The organism is Saccharothrix ecbatanensis (assembly GCF_014205015.1).
GTDB lineage: Bacteria > Actinomycetota > Actinomycetes > Mycobacteriales > Pseudonocardiaceae > Actinosynnema > Actinosynnema ecbatanense.
Genome location: NZ_JACHMO010000001.1, coordinates 882,803 through 902,032 on the forward strand (window position 1 = coordinate 882,803; position 19,230 = coordinate 902,032).

General features: G+C 68.9%; 11 protein-coding genes. 6 read left to right on the top strand and 5 right to left on the bottom strand.

Annotated elements, in window-relative coordinates:
• Positions 1 to 239: 239 nt before the first annotated feature.
• The 4 genes from F4560_RS04030 to F4560_RS04045 all read right to left on the bottom strand — a co-directional run bounded on the left by F4560_RS04030 (position 240) and on the right by F4560_RS04045 (position 8,302).
• The gene (locus tag F4560_RS04030) at positions 240 to 1,334 is read right to left on the bottom strand and encodes a cellulose binding domain-containing protein (RefSeq protein WP_184916379.1); all 1,095 of its coding nucleotides are present in this window, start codon (positions 1,332 to 1,334) and stop codon (positions 240 to 242) included.
• Positions 1,335 to 1,415: 81 nt separating this feature from the next.
• Positions 1,416 to 2,942 carry a cellulase family glycosylhydrolase gene (locus tag F4560_RS04035; RefSeq protein WP_184916382.1) on the bottom strand — a complete coding sequence of 509 codons (1,527 nt, stop codon included), beginning with the start codon at positions 2,940 to 2,942 and terminating at the stop codon, positions 1,416 to 1,418.
• Positions 2,943 to 3,396: 454 nt separating this feature from the next.
• Positions 3,397 to 5,730: a beta-glucosidase family protein gene (locus tag F4560_RS04040; RefSeq protein ID WP_184916385.1), complete on the bottom strand. Its 2,334-nt coding sequence runs from the start codon at positions 5,728 to 5,730 to the stop codon at positions 3,397 to 3,399.
• A gap of 112 nt (positions 5,731 to 5,842) precedes the next feature.
• Entirely contained in the window at positions 5,843 to 8,302 is a 2,460-nt protein-coding gene (locus tag F4560_RS04045; protein WP_184916388.1) for a glycoside hydrolase family 2 protein, read from the bottom strand.
• Between the two features lie 233 nt (positions 8,303 to 8,535).
• On the opposite strand from F4560_RS04045, the gene F4560_RS04050 reads away from it, so the two are divergent.
• The 4 genes from F4560_RS04050 to F4560_RS04065 all read left to right on the top strand — a co-directional run bounded on the left by F4560_RS04050 (position 8,536) and on the right by F4560_RS04065 (position 15,100).
• Positions 8,536 to 10,218, top strand: a complete 1,683-nt coding sequence (locus F4560_RS04050; RefSeq protein ID WP_246477717.1) for an ABC transporter substrate-binding protein — start codon at positions 8,536 to 8,538, stop codon at positions 10,216 to 10,218.
• Between the two features lie 107 nt (positions 10,219 to 10,325).
• Positions 10,326 to 12,056, top strand: coding sequence for a glycoside hydrolase family 13 protein (locus F4560_RS04055; RefSeq protein ID WP_184916391.1), 1,731 nt, complete (start codon positions 10,326 to 10,328; stop codon positions 12,054 to 12,056).
• 1 nt (position 12,057) lies between these two features.
• The gene (locus F4560_RS04060) at positions 12,058 to 13,569 is read left to right on the top strand and encodes a glycoside hydrolase family 43 protein (RefSeq protein ID WP_184916394.1); all 1,512 of its coding nucleotides are present in this window, start codon (positions 12,058 to 12,060) and stop codon (positions 13,567 to 13,569) included.
• Between the two features lie 271 nt (positions 13,570 to 13,840).
• On the top strand, positions 13,841 to 15,100 hold the full coding sequence (locus tag F4560_RS04065; protein WP_184916397.1) for an ROK family protein: 1,260 nt from the start codon (positions 13,841 to 13,843) through the stop codon (positions 15,098 to 15,100).
• Positions 15,101 to 15,294: 194 nt separating this feature from the next.
• Here F4560_RS04065 and F4560_RS04070 read toward each other — a convergent pair whose 3' ends face one another.
• Positions 15,295 to 15,906, bottom strand: coding sequence for a LacI family DNA-binding transcriptional regulator (locus F4560_RS04070; protein WP_184916400.1), 612 nt, complete (start codon positions 15,904 to 15,906; stop codon positions 15,295 to 15,297).
• 57 nt (positions 15,907 to 15,963) lie between these two features.
• Here F4560_RS04070 and F4560_RS04075 point away from each other — a divergent pair, with 57 nt between their 5' ends.
• A complete protein-coding gene (locus tag F4560_RS04075) occupies positions 15,964 to 16,104 on the top strand; it encodes a hypothetical protein (protein WP_184916403.1) in 141 nt (46 codons plus the stop codon).
• A gap of 463 nt (positions 16,105 to 16,567) precedes the next feature.
• Entirely contained in the window at positions 16,568 to 18,043 is a 1,476-nt protein-coding gene (locus F4560_RS04080; RefSeq protein WP_184916406.1) for a proline-rich domain-containing protein, read from the top strand.
• Positions 18,044 to 19,230: the final 1,187 nt, after the last annotated feature.

Consider the following 19,230-nt stretch of genomic DNA (forward strand, 5'->3'; position numbering starts at 1 on the left):
GCACCTCCAAAGCGCACCGATCGACGTCCTCGGACGCTGAACTCGAACGAGCAGGCCGTCCGGGCTCCCTCCGACCGGGTCGTGGATCAGACGGCGGTGCGGGTCGGGTCACGCCAGTGCCTATACCCCGTCCGACCGACGGCTGCTTCACGTCCACGAACTCCCGGATCGCACTGTCGGGAACGGGCGGTGCCGCCACCGGCGGCGGCACCGACACCGTTGTCGTGATCCGTGCGTGGTCAGCCGAGCGTGCAGCTGACCGCAGGTGTCGTGTCGGCGCCGCTCCGGCCGGCCAGGAAGCCGAACGTGGCGGTGCTGCCGGGCGCCAAGGCGCCGTTCCAGGTGAGGTTCCGCGCGGTCACCGTCGTGCCGTTCTGGGTGACGTCGGCGTTCCACGCCTGGGTGATCCTGCGGCCGTCAGCGAAGTCGAACGTGGCTGTCCACGCCGAGGTCGCCGCCGTCGTGCCGTTGCGCACGCTCACTTCGCCCTGGAGCCCGTCGCCCCACTGGCTGATCACGCGGTAGGTCGCGGTGCAGGTCCCGGCCGGTGTGGTCGTCGTGGTCGTGGTCGGAGTCGTGGTGGTCGTGGTGGTGGGTGTGCCGTCGAGGACAGCGGCCAAACTGGGGTACCAGCGGTCGGCCATCTTGCGGACGCCGGCGTCGTTGGGGTGCACGCCGTCGTAGGTGTCGACGGCGATGTCGAAGCCGGTCCACTGGTCGACCAGGGTGATGGGGGACTGCGCCGTGGTCTTGCTCGTCACCAGGGACGGGATGGCGTTGTTGAGCGCGACCACGTGGGTGCACTCGGGGCAGTGCATCGGGATGATCTTCGCCATCAGGATCTTGACGTTCGGGTTGTCGGCCCGCATCTGGTCGATGAGCTTGGAGTAGGCCGCGATGACGGCGTCGATGGGGCGGAAGTTGCCCCACATGTCGTTGGTGCCCAGGTGCATGAGCACGACGTCGGGACGGGCGGCGTCCAGCCACGCCGGCAGCTGGTTCTGGTCGGCGATGCCCGTGGCCGAGTAACCGCTGTGGCCCTCGTGGTCGGTGTCGAACGGCACCGAGCAGCCGCCGCTGGACTTGGTGCCGACGAAGTCGACGTTGGTGTAGCCGGTCTTCTGCAGGCGGTCCCAGAGGTAGGCGCGCCAACAGCCGGGGGCTTCGGTGATCGAGTCACCGAGCGGCATGATCCGCACCGGCGCCGCTGCCGTCGGCGGCGGTGCGGCGGCGGAGAACGCGGGCTGTGCCACGACGAGCGCCGATACCGCCAAGAGGGAGGCCGCGATCAGGGCGAACAGGGCGGGTGTTCCGGGCTTGCTTCGTACGGACATGGGTCGTCCCCTCGGGGCGACCGGCCCGCCGGGGATAGGCGGCGGGCCGGTCGTGTCTGATGGAGCCGTGCAGGTAACCGGTTAGCGGACCGCGTAGGGGTCCTGGGCGAGCAGGTGGGCCTTGTAGCCTTCGCCGACGCCGGGCTCGGGAGTGCCGTTCCAGTCCTTGATGAGCACGGCGCCCTGGGTGCAGCCCCACGGGGTCCAGGTCCACGGGAGGTAGCTGACGTTGTGGGCGTCGGCCCAGTCCGCCACCCGCTGCATGTAGTCGAAGCCGCAGTCGTCCTGGCCGAACTCGCCGAGCACGACCGGGACCTGCTGGGCGATCGGGGCGATGTGGGTGTCCCAACAGGTCTCGTTGGCGCAGGCGTTGAAGCTGTAGGCGTGCCAGGACGCGGCGATGTTGTTCAGCGGGTCGGTCGGCTTGTACTTCAGCCACTCGCGCATGTTGTTGCCCCACTCCAGGCCGCCCAGCATCAGGACGTTGGTCGCACCGGTGGCCCGCACCGCGTCGACCAGGTCCTGCATGCCGGCGACCTCGTACGGCAGACCCGTGCAGGTGCCGCCGTCGCGCCAGCACTGCCAGCCCAGGGTCGTGTCCCAGTTCGCGGGCATCTCCGGGTACGGCTCGTTGAACAGGTCGAACACGACGGCGTCGTTACCCTTGAACGTGTTCGCGACACCGGTCCAGAACTGCGGGGAGTACTTCGCGTCGGTCATCGGCTTCTGGCACACCGCGTGCTCGTCCTTGCAGTGCCAGTCCGGCGCGTTGGTGTAGGCGCCCCAGGTCCAGTGCAGGTCCAGGATCACGTTGATGCCGTTGGCCACCAGCAGATCCACGTAGTCCTTGATGGCCTGTTGGTAGGGGGCGCCGCTGGGCGTGCCGTACACGCCCAGCCAGCACTCCTCGTTCAACGGGACCCGCACCGCGTGGATGTTCCAGGTCTTCATCGCGTCCACCGACGCCTGGTCCACCGGACCGTTGTCCCACATGCCCTTGTCCTGCACGCAGGCGAACTCGGCAGTGGAGCGGTTCACGCCCAGCAGCCGGTACGGCTTGCCCTCCTCGGTGACCAGCTTGTTGCCGGAAACCCGCAGCTCCGGCGCCGCCCCGTCGACCGGCGGAGTGGTGGTCGTCGTGGTCGTGGTGGTCGTCGTCGGGTCGACGCCGGTGCACGCGGCGCCGTTGACGGCGAAGTCCGTCGGCTTGGCGTTGGTGCCGCTGTAGGCGAAGTTCGCCCCCGCCGAGACGCTGCCGTTCACGGCGATGGTGCCGTTCCAGCTCATGTTGGTGACGGAGATCTGCTTGCCCGACTGCTTCCAGTTGCCGTTCCAGCCGTGTTGCAGGGTCTGGTTGCCGGCGTAGGAATAGGTCAGCGTCCAACCGCTGACCGGCGACGAGCCGAGGTTGGCCACGGTCACGTTGGCACCGAAGCCACTGCCCCAGTCGTTGGCCGTGTAGTCGACCCGGCACGCGAACGCCGCCGCGGCGTTCGCGTCACTCGCCCACGACCCGCCGGCCGCCGCCAGCAGGGCCGTGCTCGCGATGGACACCACAGCGCCCACCGCGGCCAGCGCGGTACGGCGTTTTCTGGTTCTTCCCAACATCAGCACTCCTTTGTGCGGGGTGACGGTCCAGTCCGTCACCATGTTCTTCCGAAAGCAGTTCAACTGACCGGGAGGAAGGGCCACCGAATTGAGGGTGGACCGGCTCCGTTCGAGGTGTCCCGGTAATCCTGGGAGCGTTCCCAGGGGGACCGTAGCGAAAATGTTGAGAAACCTGAAGACCCCGTGCGGAAACGGCTGGTGCGTATCATTTCGTCGACTTCGCGTCAGATGGGCGTCGAGGAAAAATGGGTTGCCGAAATCCGGAGATGTGGCCGATTGTCTGATGTCGGCCATCAACTCCTGGCTTTGGTGTTTCTTATCTGCGGAATCCGGTCAACCCGTGGGCGATCGTGATCGGTGGCGACCGCCCGCCGAGCCGCTGTCAGGCGGCGGTCGATCCAGTCGCCGGCAGTTGCCGTCGGAGGCCGCTACGTGTTTCAGCACCGGTTCCTCCTCACTCGTCGAGGTGGCGCAGGACGTGGGTGGTGGTCAGCCGCCGGTAGTGGCCTGGGTGGACGGGTTCGCCGACCAGCCAGACCTCGGTGTGCAGCGGCAGGTGGCCCGCGGATGGGCCGGTGGACAGGGTGATGCGGCCCGGTTCAACGACGCGGCGGCCGTCGACGCCGGTGAAGGAGAACGCGTCGGTCGGCACGTCGAACAGCACCACCCGGGCCTGTCCGGGTTCCAGCGCGACCCGGGCGAACCCGACGAGCTGGACCAGGGGGCGTACCACCTGGGCCACCGGGTCGGAGGCGTAGAGCTGCACGACCTCGTCGACCGGGCGGTGCCCGCTGTTGCGGACGGTGACCCGGACTTCCACCGATCCCGTGGTGGGTGCCTCATCGTCGGTGGTGGCCAGCGTCTCGTAGCGCACGGTCGAGTAGGACAAGCCGTGGCCGAACGGGAACAGCGGTGTCGGGTCCAGCGCCGAGATGCCGTCGGTCTTCGCGCCCAGCAGCGGCTGGAGGTAGGTCGAGGGGTTGACCGACGGCAGCCTGGGCACTTGGACGGGCAGCCGTCCGGAGGGGTTGACGCGTCCGCTGAGCACCCCGGCCACGGCCGAGGCGCCTTCCACACCGGGGAAGAACGCCTGCACCACTGCGGCGGCGCGGTCTGCGTACTCACCGAGCGCGTAGGACCGACCTGACACCACGACCAGCACGGTCGGCGTGTCGGTGGCCAGCACAGCGTCGACCAGGCGGCCCTGCAACCCCGGCAGGCGCAGGTCGGGCACGTCGCAGCCCTCACCGGAGGTGCCGTCGCCGACGAACAGCAGGGCGACGTCGGCCAGGGACGCGACGCGAACGGCTTCCGCGATCCCGGTGGCGGGACCGCCGGAAACCTCGACACCCCGGGCGTAGTGGACGGTGGCCTGCGGGTACTCGGCTTGAACCTGTTGCCTGATCGTGGCGATGAGCAGACCCGCACCGCGTTCGGGGTTGCGGTGCAGCACGTGGTTGGTGAAGGCGTAGCCGCCCATCAAGGTCAGCGGGTCGTCGGCGCACGGACCCAGCACGGCGATCCGGGCCCGACGGCGCAGTCTCAGCGGGAGGGTCGCGCGGTCATTGGCCAGCAACACCACCGACCGCTCGGCGATCATGCGGGCCAGCCACCGGTTGTCGGCGCTGTCGAGGTCCACCTCATCCACTGCCACCGGCACGACGGGGCCTCCGTCGAGCAGGCCCAGCTCGACCTTCTGCCGCAGCACCCGGCGCACGGCCTCGTCTACCAGGGATTCCTCGACGTCACCGGCCCGCACGTGCTCGACCAGGTGCACGCCGTACCCGCGCGTCTCGGGCAACTCCACGTCGATGCCGGCGCGCAGCGCGAGCACCCCGGCCTGCCCCTCGTCGGCGGCAATCCGGTGCATCGAGGCCAGGAACGGGACAGCCCAATAATCGGCGACGACCGTGCCGGTGAACCCCCACTCCTCGCGCAGCAGACGCCGCAGCAGCTGGGCGTTCGCCGCGGCGGGCACACCGTCGACGTCGGTGTAGGAGTTCATCACCGACCGTGCCCCGCCCACGCGCAGCGCGATCTCGAACGGCGGCAGGATCACGTCGGCCAGCTCGCGCGGTCCGATGCCGGCCGGCGCGTGGTTGCGGGGGGAGCGGGAAGTCGCGTAGCCGGCGAAGTGCCTGAGGGTGGTGATGATCCCGGCCTCCTCCAACCCCCGCACGTAGGCCGCGCCGAGCTGTCCGACCAGGTACGGGTCCTCCCCCAACGTCTCCTCCACCCGACCCCACCGGTAGTCGCGCACCACGTCCAACACGGGCGCCAAGCCCTGGTGCACGCCCACCGCGCGCAGGTCACGTCCGATCGCCGAGGCCATCTCGCGTACCAGGGCCACGTCGAACGTCGCCGCCCACGCCAGCGGCGTGGGATAGGCCGTCGCGCCGTAGGTGGCGAACCCGGTCAGGCACTCCTCGTGCACGATGGCCGGAATCCCGAACCGGTTGCCCGCCACCACCCGCTCTTGGAGCGTCCGCAGCCGCTCGACGCCCTCCGCGACGGTGACCGGCGCGGTGCCGAAGACGCGGGTCAGGTGCCCGATCCCGCCGCGGACCAGATCGTCCACGTCACCGGTCGCGGACGCGGTGAACACAGCGGGCATCGGCGCGGACTCCGTCGCGGAACCGCCGTCGTCCTGGCCGAGCCACACCGAGCCGAGCTGGGCGACCTTCTCCTCCAGGGTCATGGCCGCCAACAACGCCTCCACGCGGTCGTGCACGGGCAGGGCCCGATCGCGCCAGGGTGCGTCTGATTGGGTGTTGATCAGCGATGTCATGGTTTCCCTTGAGGTGGTGTCAGCCCGTGAAGGCGCCGTCGAGGATCCCGGCGACCATTCCTGCTACGTGTTCACCGCGCCCAGCACGGACCGGATCAGATACCACGGCGTTTCACGCTGAGGTGTGTGAACCTCCCGTCACCAACGTGTTGGCGCAGCTGAGCACCCGTGGGTGCAGCAGAACGGTCGGATCCCGCAATGATTCCGAAGTACGGACGATGAAGTGGTGCGTTTCTCCGGCGGTGAGCGAGATGAGCATGTCGTCGACGACCGCGTCGGCGGCCACTTTGTCGACCAGCAGGCCGAGGTCACGCACATAGGAGGTGGCCCGGACGTCCACGCGGTATCCGCCGGCTACGGGTGTGACGTCGGCGGTGAACGGCTCCGGGTGGTAATGAAGGTCGAGGTCTTCGCGGAACAGGTGGTGGGCGCGGACGCCGTCGACGGTAGCGATGAGCACTTCGCTCGTCGGGTCGGCGGGTTCGAGGAGGTGATCGGCCAGGTCGAGCCGGGCGGTGGATCGGGGTGGCACGTCGAGCCGCATCTCGGCGGTGGACAGCACCTCGCCGGCGAAGTCCTGTCGGGTCACGTGCGCCGTGCCTGTCCAGGGTTGGTCGTCGTCGTTGACCGCGACCAGGGTGGGCCTTCCTTCGCGTGGCTGGACGGTCAGCAGCCGCGGCGCGAACGCGTGCTTGAGGGCGTAGTAGAGGGGTTTAGGGCGTTCGTCGCTGTCCACGGCGGCCCAGGAGATGGCCGGCCAGCAGTCGTTGAGCTGCCAGACCAGTGCTCCGGCGGTCCGTGGCCACCAGGAGCGGTAGTGCTCGATGCCGAACGCCACGGCGCGGGCCTGGTTGAGTTGGGTCGCCCAGTGCCACTGCTCGAAGTCGGTCGGGACCGGCAGGTGGGGTGCGAGGCCGCGGTCGAGGTTGCGGTTGCCGTTGACGGCTTTCTGGTGGAGTCGGAACGCGGGCGAGGTGGGCGTCAGCGGCTGGCCGTGGATCCATCGGGTGAGGGTGGTCCAGGTGGGTGGCCCTTGGAAGCCGAACTCGGCGCTGAAGCGGGGGATGTGGTCGCGGTAGTGGGTGTAGTCCAGGATGTTCCAGACGTCCCAGTCGTGACGGGTGCCGTGGTGGGCGTCGTTGGGCGGCAGGTCGCCGGGGCTGTACGGGCTGCCGGGCGCGTACGTGCGGGTGGGGTCGAGTTCTTCGACGATCTTGGGGAGCAGGTCGTGGTAGTAGCCGCTGCCCCAGGTCCGTCCTTCCAGGCTGTCCTGCCATCCCTCCCACTCCGCGTAGGCGGGGAGGTTCTCGTTGTTGCCGTTCCACAGCACTAGGGACGGGTGGGAGACCAGGCGGGTGATGTTCTCCCGCGCCTCGGCCTCGACCTCTCCCAGTAGTGGCTCCTCTTCGGCGTAGTAGGCGCACGCGAACGGGAAGTCCTGCCACACCATCACGCCGCGTTCGTCGCAGATGTCGTAGAAGTCGTCGGTCTCGTAGATGCCGCCGCCCCACACCCGCAGCATGTTCATGTTCGCGCCGACGGCCTGGTCGACCCGACGGGCGAGCCGCTCACGGGTGACCCGGGTGAGGAAGTGGTCGTCCGGGATCCAGTTGGCGCCCTTGGCGAAGACGCGCTTGCCGTTGACGACGAAGACGAACGGGGTGCCGAACTCGTCCGGTTCGGTGTCCACGGTGACGGTGCGGAACCCGATCCGGCGCCGGACCGCGTCCACCTGCCTACCGTCGGCCAGCAGCGCGACGGTCAGGTCGTAGAGCGGATGGTCGCCGTAGCCGACCGGCCACCACAAGTCGGCGTCCGGCACGAGCACGGTGACGTGCGCGGCGTCGCCCGTGACGGCCAATGCTTCCGTGCGGTCGCCGACCGTGACCAGCGCGGTGTAATCGCGATCCGCGGCACGGTCCAGTTCCAGGTGCACGTCGACGCGGCCGGTGCCGTCGGCGTCGACGGTGACCAGCGGGCGCACATCCGCCAGGCGGGCAGTGTCCCAGCGTTCCAACCGGACGGGTTTCCACAGGCCGGCGGTCTGCAGGTCAGGTCCCCAGTCCCAGCCGAACGAGCAGGCCATCTTGCGGATGGCGTTGTACGGGTGCGGGTACGCACGCTTGCGCCAGCCGAGGTCGGACTCCGTCTGCTCGGCGTGGTCGAGCGCGGACCACAGCGTCACGGTCAGGTCGTTGTCGCCGTCGCGCAGTGATGCGCCGACGTCGAAGCGGTAGCCGCGGTGCATGTTGGTGGTGTGGCCGAGCACTTCGCCGTTCAGCTCGACGGTGGCGACGGTGTCGATGCCGTCGAAGACCAGGTCCACCCGTTCACCGGCCTGCGGCGTCTGCGCCGCGAAAGTGGTCGAGTACTGCCAGTCGACGCGGTGCATCCAGGTCAGCTCCGCCTCGTTGCGGTCGAGGTACGGGTCGGGGATGAGGTCTGCGGCCATCAGGTCGAGGTGGGTGCTGCCGGGGACCCGCGCGGGCACCTCCAGGTCGGCTAGGTCGGCCGGCACCGGGCCTTCCACGGCGCGCAGGCGCCAGCCGTCGTGCAGGTTCAAGCGCGTCATGGCGGCTCTCTTCCTCGTTGGTCGACTCAGGGCGAAGCGCATCGAGATGGTTACTCAGGGAGGTGAAGTAAGTCAACACCTGGGTCTGCAGTCGCCAAGGCCTGTTGAGACATAGCGCGCCGATTGAGGGCGGTTTGCCCGTTGACGGCTTAGTTAGAGGACCTAATAATGACCGGGCGCAGGGTGAGTGTCGTGACGCGTCCTGCGAACCGCACGTCAAGGAGGACGTCGTGATGATGTCGAGAAGAGCCAGCGCACGTGTGCGCGCCGCAACCGCGATGCTCGCCGCGGCGGTCGTGGCCGTGGGGTGCGGATCGTCGGGTGCACCGGCCGGGGCCGAGAGTTCCACCCTGGTGGCCTACACCGGCGCGTCCGGCGACTTCCAGATCAACTTCAACCCGTTCGCGCCGAGCAACCTCGGCGGAGGGGGCACGATCTTCCAGCCCCTGTTCTTCTACAACGTCCTCCGCGACGCCGACCCGACACCGAGGCTGGGCACCGAGTTCGCGTGGAACGAGGACGGCACGCAGCTGTCCATCACCCTTAGAGATGGCGTGACCTGGTCCGACGGCGAGAAGTTCACCGCCGCCGACGTCGTGTTCACCCTCGACATGATCACCAAGCACAAGGGCATGAACAACACCGGCTACGCCGGGCGGGCCGAGGCGGTCGACGACACGCACGTGACCATCGCATTCGACCGACCGTCCTTCCTGGACGGTCCGTCGGTCCTCGGCAAGACCTACATCGTGCCGGAGCACAAGTGGAAGGACATCGCCGACCCGGCGGTCGCCGTGGTGAAGGACCCGGTCGGCACCGGCCCGTACGTGCTGGACGAGTTCAAGCCGCAGGCGTTCACGTTCAAGGCGAACCCGACCTACTGGGGCGGTGAGCCCGCCGTCAAGAAGGTCCGCTACCTCTCGCTCTCGGGCAACCAGGCCGGCGCCGCCGCGCTCAAGGCCGGGCAGATCGACTGGCAGACCGGGCCCGTGCCGGACATCAAGGACGTCGGGAAGACCTACCCCGGCTACCAGTCCACCATCACCCACGCCAACCAGATCGTCCTGGTCACGTGCAGCAGCGCCGCCCTGGGCTGCCAGGGCCCCCAGACCGACCCTGCCGTGCGTCAGGCGATCTACCACGCCATCGACCGGACCCAGACCAACGCGCTGGCGTTCGAGAACACCAGCAGCGACATCTCACCCAGCTTCCTGCTACCCGGACGCGACGACGCACTGCTCTCCGACAAGCTCCAAAACAAGACCGCCCCGATGCGACCGGACCAGGCCAAGGCGCAGCAGATCCTGGAGAGCGCCGGCTACGCCAAGGGCCCCGACGGCATCTACGCCAAAGACGGCACACCGGTGGCGTTGACGCTCAGCGTCGTCGCCGGCTGGACCGACTACATCACCGCGGTGGACACCATCGGTCAGCAACTCCAGCAGGCCGGCATCAAGCTCACCCCGCAACAGGTGTCCTGGAACGAGTTCGTCGACTCCAGGGACCGCGGCGCGTTCCAGCTGATCATCGACTCGCTCTACCAGGGCCCCGCGCCGGACCCGTACTACCTCTACAACTTCTTCTACAGCACCGCGCAGACCGCCGCCGTCGGCGCCAAACCCGGCCCGAACGTCAGCCGGTTCTCCGACCCGCAGGTCGACCAGGCCCTCGACGCGCTCAAGCTCCTCAACCCCACCGACACCACCGCCCGGCAACCCCACCTGGACACGATCCAGACCCGCATCGAGCAGGCGATGCCCTACATCCCGGTCCTCACCCAGGGCACGGTCAACGTCTACCACGAAGCCAAGTTCACCGGCTGGCCGACAAAGGACGACCTGTACGCCTCCCCGGCGGCCTGGGCGCACCCCGACAACGCGGAGGTCTTCATGCGCCTCCGCCCCACGGGGAAGTAACTCCCCGGTCCGTCTGCCGCCACTGGCGTTCTTCCTGCTCTTCCAGCACATGCCCGTGCGCGGCGTGGACCCCGGCGCGGTCGAATCACACTCCATTTAGGACATCCATGACTCTCGACCAGACGGTCAGCCCCACACTGGACACCGCCCCGTGGTGGACCTCGGCCGTGGTCTACCAGGTCTACCCGCGCAGCTTCGCCGACTCCGACGGCGACGGTGTAGGTGATCTCAACGGCATCACGTCGCGGTTGGAACACCTGGAGCGGTTGGGCGTCGACGTGATCTGGCTGTCGCCCGTCTACGCCTCGCCACAGGCCGACAACGGCTACGACATCGCCGACTACCAGGCGATCGACCCGCTGTTCGGCACCTTGGAGGACTTCGACCGGCTGGTCGCCGAGGCGCACGCCCGCGGCATGAAGCTGGTGATGGACCTGGTGGTCAACCACACCTCCGACGAACACCCCTGGTTCGTCGAGTCCCGCTCCTCCAAGCACAACCCCAAGCGCGACTGGTACTGGTGGCGCCGGCCGCGGGAAGGGTTCGAAGCCGGGCAGCCGGGCGCCGAACCGACGAACTGGCAGTCGTACTTCTCCGGCCCGACCTGGACCCTCGACGAGGCGACCGGCGAGTACTACCTGCACCTGTTCGCACCCCGGCAGCCGGACCTGAACTGGGAAAACCCGGAGGTCCGGCAGGAGGTGTACTCGATGATGAGGTGGTGGCTGGACCGGGGCGTGGACGGCTTCCGGATGGACGTCATCAGCCTGATCTCCAAGGACCCCGCCCTTCCCGACGGCGCGACGACCGGCGCCGGCGGCCTCGGCGACGGGTTCCCGCACTTCAGCAACGGACCGCGCGTCCACGAATTCCTCCAGGAGATGCACCGGGAGGTGTTCGACGGCCGGTCCGGCGACCTGCTGACCGTGGGGGAGACGCCCGGCGTCACCTGGGCAGACGCCCGGCTGTTCACCGACCCGGCACGGCGCGAGCTGGACATGGTGTTCCAGTTCGACCACGTCTGCCTCGACCACGGCCCCGGCGGCAAGTTCGACCTGCGCCCGCTGGACCTGCGCGACCTCAAAGCCTCGATGGGGCGTTGGCAGGAGGAGTTGAGCGAGGTCGGCTGGAACAGCCTCTACTGGTGCAACCACGACCAGCCCCGCGTGGTGTCCCGGTTCGGCGACGACGGCGAGCACTGGCGCGAATCCGCCACCGCCTGGGCCACCGTGCTGCACCTGCACCGCGGCACGCCCTACGTCTACCAGGGCGAGGAGCTGGGCATGACCAACGCGCCGTTCGCCGGCGTGCACGAGATGCGCGACATCGAATCCCTCAACCACTACGCCGAGGCCATCGCCGCGGGCGGCGACCCGGAGTCGGTGCTGCGCGGCCTGCGCACCATGGGCCGCGACAACGCCCGCACCCCCGTGCAATGGGACGCAAGCCCGCAGGCCGGGTTCACCACCGGCCAACCGTGGCTCGCGGTCAACCCCAACCACACCTGGCTCAACGCCGCCGCCCAGTACGACGACCCTCGCTCCGTCTTCAACCACTACCGCAAGCTCATCGAACTGCGCCACGCGCTCCCCGTCATCGCCCACGGCGACTTCCGGATGCTCCTGGCCGACCACCCGCACCTCTACGCCTACGAACGCACGCTGAACGACGACCGACTGCTCGTCGTGGCCAACCTCAGCGGCACACCGCACACCGCGGCACTGGACGGCGACTGGTCCGCCGTCGACCTGCTGCTGTCCAACGTCGACGAACCATCGATCGTGAACGGCCGGATCTCCATGGAACCGTGGTCCGCGCACGTCTTCAGGAAAAGGTGAGATGAACAAGCCGATCATCCCCGGCATGCACCCCGACCCGAGCGTCTGCCGCGCGGGTGAGGACTACTACCTCGCCTGCTCCAGCTTCGAGTACTTCCCCGGCGTCCCGATCTTCCACAGCCGGAACCTGACCGACTGGGTCCAGATCGGCAACGCGCTGGACCGGCCGGGCCAACTCCGACTGCCCGCCGGCACGGCCGCCTCCAGCGGGATCTACGCCCCGACGCTGCGCCACCACGACGGCCGGTTCTGGCTGATCGTCACCAACGTCGCGGGCGACGGCAACCTGCTGTTCCACACGGAGGACCCGGCGGGTCCCTGGTCCGACCCGGTGCGGCTGCCCGACGTCCACGGCATCGACCCCGACCTGGCCTGGGACGAGGACGGCAACTGCTGGTGCACCTACGCCGGCGTCGGCCAGGTCCGCATCGACCCGACCACCGGCGAGACTCTGGGAGAACCCCGTGCGCTCTGGTCCGGCACACCGGGCGCCCACGCCCCCGAGGCGCCGCACCTGTACAAGATCGGCGACCACTTGTACCTGATGATCGCCGAGGGCGGCACCGAACGCGGTCACGCGGCCTTGATCGCCCGCGGCCCCACGGTCAACGGCCCGTTCGAACCCTGTCCGGACAACCCGATCCTGACCCATCGGGGCACCGATCACCCCATCCAGAACACCGGGCACGCAGACCTCGTGCAGGCGCCCGACGGCTCGTGGTGGATGGTGCTGCTCGGCGTGCGCCCGCGCGGGGGGACGCCCGGCTGGCACGTGCTGGGTCGGGAGACCTTCCTCGCGCCGGTGCGCTGGGTCGACGGGTGGCCCGTCGTCGGCGAGCCGGGGACCGACTCACCCACGTCACCGCACCCCACCGCCACCGAGCCCGTCCGGGACGACTTCGACAAGTCCGACCTGCACCCCCGCTGGATCTCCCTGCGCCACCGGCCCGCCGACCACTGCACCACCGAGGCCCGACCCGGGTGGCTCACCCTCCGCGCCGAGGGCGGTTCGCCGGACGATCCGGACGTCACCTTCGTCGGCCGCCGTCAGCAGCACCTGTCGTGCCGCGCCCGCGCCGCGATCGACGCCACCGAGGGCAGCGGCGGCCTGGTGGTGCGGCTGGACGAACGGCACCACTACGCGATCGAGGTGGCCGACGGGCAGGTGAGCGCCTATGCCCGGATCGGGCCGCTGCGGTCCCTGGTGGGGTCCGCGCAGGCGGGACCGGGCGAGGTGGTGCTGGAGATCGCGATCGCCGAGCCCCGGACGCCGACCGACTCCCACAACGGTCCCGACACGGTGACCCTCGGCGTCGTCCGACCGGATGGCACTCGCACCGAGCTGGCCCGCCTGGACGGCCGCTACCTCTCGACCGAGGTGGCCGGGGGCTTCACCGGACGGGTGATCGGCATGTACGCGTCGAGCGGCGCCGTCCACTTCGACTGGTTCGACTACGAACCGGTCGAGGCCGCCGCGGACGACACCACGAAGTGGGACTCGGAACAGGTGTGACGACCCCACGGCATGCCGATGGATGCCTTCCGGAGTTGACCACCGCCCGTTGAGCGATGACGCGTTGGCGACGCCGCCGGGCGGCGCGGCCGAGTTCGGGACCGTCGCCGGCAGCGACTGCCAAGCCAGCCACGCCACCCTTCTTTAGGTTGCCTTTGAAACAGAAAGCGCTGATGGTGGCACCTGAAGGCAGTGACGGTGGGCGACCCGGTGGGCCGGGGATGGGCTAAGTGAAGTAGCCTGGCGAAAGGGTGCGGTGAAGGAGGAAATCGTGGCGAGAAGCCCGGTCTGGGCAAGCCGGCCGAAGACGCGAGGCGTGGTGCTGGACGTGATCAGAGCGGCGCGCTCGATCAGCCGGGTGGAGCTCGCGACGGCGACCGGTCTCACCGGGGCGACGATCTCCGACGTCGTGCGCGAGCTCCTGGGCGACGGCCTGGTCGTCGAGGCCGGTCGTGGTGCGCCGACGGGTGGCAAGCCGCGCACGATGGTCCAGCTCAACCCGCCCGCCCGCTACAGCGTCGGAGTGCAACTCGAGCGCAACGCCTGCGTCATCGTGGTCGTCGACCTGGCCGGCCGACCGGTGGCGCGCACGTCGTTCCACGGCGTGTCGTCGATGCCGCCGGAGCAGGCGTTGCCGCTCGTGGCGTCCCGAGTGGACACCCTGCTGACGACGGCGGGCGTCGACCGGGAGAAGGTGCTCGGGGTCGGCCTGGTCAGTTACGGTCCGCAGGACCGGGGTGCGGGTGTGCTGTTGACGCCGCAGCCCACCGAGGACTGGTACGACTACCCCGTCGCGCCGCGCCTCGCGGAGAGCCTGGACCTGCCCGTGCTGCTCGACAACGACGCCGCCGCGGCGGCCATCGGCGAGTACTGGATGGGTGCGGTGGACCCGCAGAGCACCTATGGCTGCTTCTACATGGCCACCGGGATCGGCGGCGGGGTGGTGGTCGCCGGCGAGGTGTACCGGGGCAGCACGTCGAACACCGCGGAGATCGGCCACATCTCAATCGACGTCAACGGCGACGAATGCCCGTGCGGCAACGTCGGGTGCCTGGAGAACTACGCCGGCCCATCGGCCCTGGTGCGGCAGGCGCTGGCGATGCCGGACCTCGCCCGGCGACTGGCGCTCGACCCGGCCGCCGACGACTTCCTGACCGAGTTCGCACGGATCGCGGCCGCCGCGAACGCCGGCGATCCCGAGGCCCGCGAACTCGTCGAGCGGTCGGCGCGCTACATCGGTCACGCCGCGGTCACCGTGGCGACCCTGTTCGACCTGGACACGATCGTCCTGGCCGGACAGAGCTTCGCGGTGGCGGGCTCGATCTACCAGGCCGTGATCCAACGAGAGCTGGACCGCCGGTTGTTCGCCCGCAAGGCCCACCCGGTGCGGGTGGTGCCGTCGGTGAACGGGTCGGACGCGGCCGCGATCGGCGGGGCGATCCTCGTCCTGCAGAGCGAGCTGATACTCGGCCACGGCCGCTCCGAGGACGGAGCACGGCAGGTGCCCGCCGGCGCGGTCGAGGCACCGTGACCGTTCGCGCTCAGCGCTCGTGTGATGCGGCGGAGAGCTGTCCCTGTGTTCAAGCACGGCGTGACCGGCGGTTGGCTTCCGGGGCGTTCGCGGCGTGGCTTGTCAGGCGCTGCCGCCGCGTACCAGGTCGGTGGGCAGCAGGAGGCCGGGTTCGTCGTCGTGGCCGTGTTCGACCTGGCGCAGGCAGCGGGCGATCAGTTCGCGGGTGATGCGTTCGACGGGGATGCGGGCGGTGGTGAGGGTGGGTTCGGTGACCAGGCCGACGGCGCCGCCGTCGCGGCGTTGTCCACGTCCACCCAGTGCTGGGGCAGGTCCGGGGCGAGGCGGCCGAAAGAGGCGAAGGGGATGTTGCTGTCGGCCAGGAAGCGGGCCCGCTCGTCCTCCACACCGGACTCGGACAGCACCACCGCGTCCACGGCGTGCCGGGCCGCGAGCTCCTTGAACACGCCAAGGGGGTCCTCGTGGTGGTGGGTGAAGACGAGCACCTGGTGGTCGACGTCGGCGCCGGCCTTCACCAGGGCGAGCAGGAAGTGCAGGGTGAATCCCTGTGCCCGGTCGAGCTGCTCGCCGAAGATGTGGTAGCCGATCTGCATGGAGCGCCGTGAGCGCAGGGTCTGCGCGGCGCGGTTGGGCTGGTAGCCCAGCTCGTGCATGGCGCTGGTGACCTTTTCGTAGGTCGCGGCGGAGTAGTACTCGTCGCGGCCGTTGAGGACGTTGGACACGGTCTGCCTCGACACGCCCGCGGCGGCGGCCACGTCCACGATGCCGACGCGCCGTCTTCCCTGCTCCGTGCGGTTCCCAGGCACCGGTCCACCTCCTCGTCCTGAAACATCATTCACCCTATGTGACCAGTCGGGCACGTCATGCTCGAGGACGTCCGGATCGACCCCACCAGCCCTGCGACCACCTCCACCCCGATCACCTTCGCCGCCGTTCCCTACTTCCTGTGGGGCAACCGCACGCCCGGACCGATGCGGGTCTGGATACCGACCACCACCGCGTGACGAAACACCTGTCGGTCTCTGTTGCCCAATTCGGCTGTGCGGCGAGGTGGAGTCTGGCGAGGTGGCTGGTGCTCCGCTGTCCGGTGAGGTGCCGTTCCACCGTGCGTCCAGGCGGATCAGGTTGAGGGCGGTGGCGGCGAAGACATGGGCGAGGCGGGTCTTGGTCAGCCTGGTGTAGCGGCTGCGGCGGACTCCGGTGGCGGCGGCCGCTTGGTGGACGGTGTGCATTGTGGACGGACCGGGCAGGATCGGCAGGCGGTGACGGGACAGCGATCCACCGCCCGAGTCGAACAGGCGGACAGGACCAGCAGCGTCGTGCCGCTCGTCGCGGCGTGTCGGGTGTTCACCGGACACCACCGCGTGCATGGGGTTTCTAGGCTCGCCCGTACGGGTGGCTCCATGCCTGCGATCCGTACCACCCGGACACTGGTCACCGGAACAAAGACGGCAGGAAATCGGCTTCATGAGCAACCAGCAGCCACCTTGGCAGCCGTACCAAGGGCAGCCGCATCACGGGCAGCCGCACCACGGGTACCAAGGCCGACCGCAACCGGCGCAGCCGTACCCTCAGCACCCGTCCCAGCACGCGGCGCCGTATCCCGGTGGCGGCTACCCCGGCGCGCCGCAGGAAGGCCGGCGACCACCCAAGCGAGGCACGAAGGGCAAGGTCTTCCTCGCGATCGCCGGTGTGGTCGTGGTCGTCGCCGCCGCGGTGACGGGTGTCGTGCTCTACACCGGCGGCGGGTCGGGTGGCGGGCCGGACTTCGCCGAGCGACCCGGTGCCGAGGAGGTGGCCTTCCCCGACCTGGGCAAACTCGGCTACGACGCCGGGCCGGACGCCGTGTGCGAGTCGCTCGGCAAGATCATGACCGCGCGCGGCTACGAACGCGCCGGCAGCAGCTCGAAGTTCGGCATCACGTGCTTCTTCGACACACCGGCCGCCTCCGTGCTGAAGGACGGCACCACGCACCTGAGCGTCGGGATCTTCGTGATCCGCGGCGCGGACGCCGACCGCGGCTACCGCCTCAAGATCGACAGCATCACCCGGTTCCGGGAGAAGCCCACCGCCCGCGAATCCTTCGTGCTCAGCGAGTTGACCGAGTTCCCCTCAGGCGATGAGGGATTCTTCGCGCACAGCGAGTTCAAGGGCAACCCGGACAAGCACTCGCTGGCCACGGTCGGCTTCCGGTCGGGCGACGACACGGTCGTCATGGAGATCAACGGCAGCATCCGCAACCTCAGCGGCGACCAGCCGAACGACGCGATGCCCGAGGCGGAGCTCTACGGCGAAGCGGTCGACATCGTCAAGGCCATGAACGGCGACGGCTCGGCCGGCGCGCCGCGGATCAAGCCGGCTCCGACGCAGGAGTACCCGGGGCTGCCCCCGCTGAAGAAGCCACGACTGGCCGAAGGCGACGGCGCCGACGGGCAGTGCGCCGCGATCACCACCGCGGCCCAGCAGCTGGTCATGAAGCTGAAGAAGGCGGACGTCGCGTCGAGCACCAGCACCGTCCTGTGCCACTACGACCACGCCGCCGACTACCACCAGAAGCGGATCCTCCACCGCCTGGAGGTGACGGTGCGAGACTTCAGCGCCAACCAGAAACTGTCCGCCAGCGGTGAACTCGGACGGGACCTGCTCACGATCTTCGAGCAGGCGGCCGAGAAACCCCAGTCGGGTGACAAGCGGAAGAGCACCCAGGGCCCGCTGTACTCGCTGCCGGTGGGCACGTCCGGCTACATGGTCTACACCAAACAGGAAGGCGCGGACGGGAAGAGCTCCGCCTGGATCAAGGCCGCGTACGTGCAGGACAACATCTACTACCGGTTCTACCTGACCGGAGCCAGGTTCGCCGACGGCACCACCGATCCGGTCGCCTTGCCCGAGGAGCAGCTCGTGGCCGACCTTCTGAAGATCCTGACCGCGATGGACCGCTGACGGGTCACCCATCGTCGAGGAGCCGCCAGGCGGTGAGGGCCGGTCTCACCCGGATCAGCCCGGGTGGCTCGGTGAGCGTGCAGGTGCAGGAGGCCGAGGTCATCTCCGGACTGAGGTGGTTGATCCCGGACCACCAGGGGACCAATCAGCTCCCCATGTCCACCTCGGCGACGTGGTGCGGGCGAGCGGTCATGCGCTCGGTTGCCAACCGGTTCGACGGTCTTGGCTTTACTGACAGTGGAGTATTGCGCTGGTAGCTCCGTGCGGATACGTTGTCGAAACATCGCTCAGGTCGAACCGGTTCGATGGCAGATGGACGATTCCAGTTGCAACGCCGCCGCCTGGAGGGACTACGTCATGAAGGCCTCCCCGTTCAGTCGCCGCGTGACCGCCGCCTTGGCTGCGGAGGGACTGGTCCTGCCCGTGTGTTTCGCCGCCGGGGACACGGGTGGTGCTGAAAGCCAATCAGGACACCGGCTTGGACGCGTCGCAGGCGTCGCCCAACCTGGTGGTCGCCGGTGGGGGCGCAGAGCAACGGCGGGGCCATCGCCGCCTTGACCGTCATGCCGGATCGCGACGGCGCTGTCCGGATCCGCAGTCGTGTGCTTGTCGGCGATTCGAATTGCGCGACACGACGCGCGACAAGGCCGTCCGGCCGACCAGGTGGGAGCCCGAGGTGGTCGCATTCCACGGCCGGGCGCACGACATTTACCGCGTGAAGAACCGGCGCCGGCCGGCCGGCGCTCGGACGACGTATCGGAACGGGACGCAGCAAGCTCCACCAGGGCGCGACGGCTGGCCAGATGCGAAACTGACCGGCCGTGTCGTCCTGGGTCTTCTTGACCGGCGACAAATCACCTGCATAACGTAGGGGGGCTATCGAAACCTGTCTCCGGGAATTGCTGCCCGCGCGGAGGACTGACTCAATGTCGAGCTCGCTTAACGATGTGCTGCGCGTTTCGTGGCCCGACTGCGACCGGACTCCGGGTCGGAAGACCGGCGTGTCATCACTCTGGAGCACTTCGATGCCGCGGTTACTCGGTCCGAACTTGAAGACCGGTGTACTGCGCATAAGGGCTGCGAGTGGCCTTTCGACCGCCTGTGCGGTTCAGTGCTCAGGTCCGTCTGCTCGACGGACGCTGAACAGGCAGGAGTCGACGTCGCGCCTCTTCACGCCTGTGGTTGGT

Excerpts from the sequence above, each read along its gene's own strand:
- F4560_RS04040 (WP_184916385.1), bottom strand. The coding sequence starts at position 5,730 with ATGACATCGCTGATCAACACCCAATCAGACGCACCCTGGCGCGATCGG.
- F4560_RS04055 (WP_184916391.1), top strand. The coding sequence starts at position 10,326 with ATGACTCTCGACCAGACGGTCAGCCCCACACTGGACACCGCCCCGTGG.
- F4560_RS04030 (WP_184916379.1), bottom strand. The coding sequence starts at position 1,334 with ATGTCCGTACGAAGCAAGCCCGGAACACCCGCCCTGTTCGCCCTGATC.
- F4560_RS04060 (WP_184916394.1), top strand. The coding sequence starts at position 12,058 with ATGAACAAGCCGATCATCCCCGGCATGCACCCCGACCCGAGCGTCTGC.
- F4560_RS04075 (WP_184916403.1), top strand. The coding sequence starts at position 15,964 with ATGCTCGAGGACGTCCGGATCGACCCCACCAGCCCTGCGACCACCTCC.
- F4560_RS04045 (WP_184916388.1), bottom strand. The coding sequence starts at position 8,302 with ATGACGCGCTTGAACCTGCACGACGGCTGGCGCCTGCGCGCCGTGGAA.
- F4560_RS04035 (WP_184916382.1), bottom strand. The coding sequence starts at position 2,942 with ATGTTGGGAAGAACCAGAAAACGCCGTACCGCGCTGGCCGCGGTGGGC.
- F4560_RS04050 (WP_246477717.1), top strand. The coding sequence starts at position 8,536 with ATGATGTCGAGAAGAGCCAGCGCACGTGTGCGCGCCGCAACCGCGATG.
- F4560_RS04080 (WP_184916406.1), top strand. The coding sequence starts at position 16,568 with ATGAGCAACCAGCAGCCACCTTGGCAGCCGTACCAAGGGCAGCCGCAT.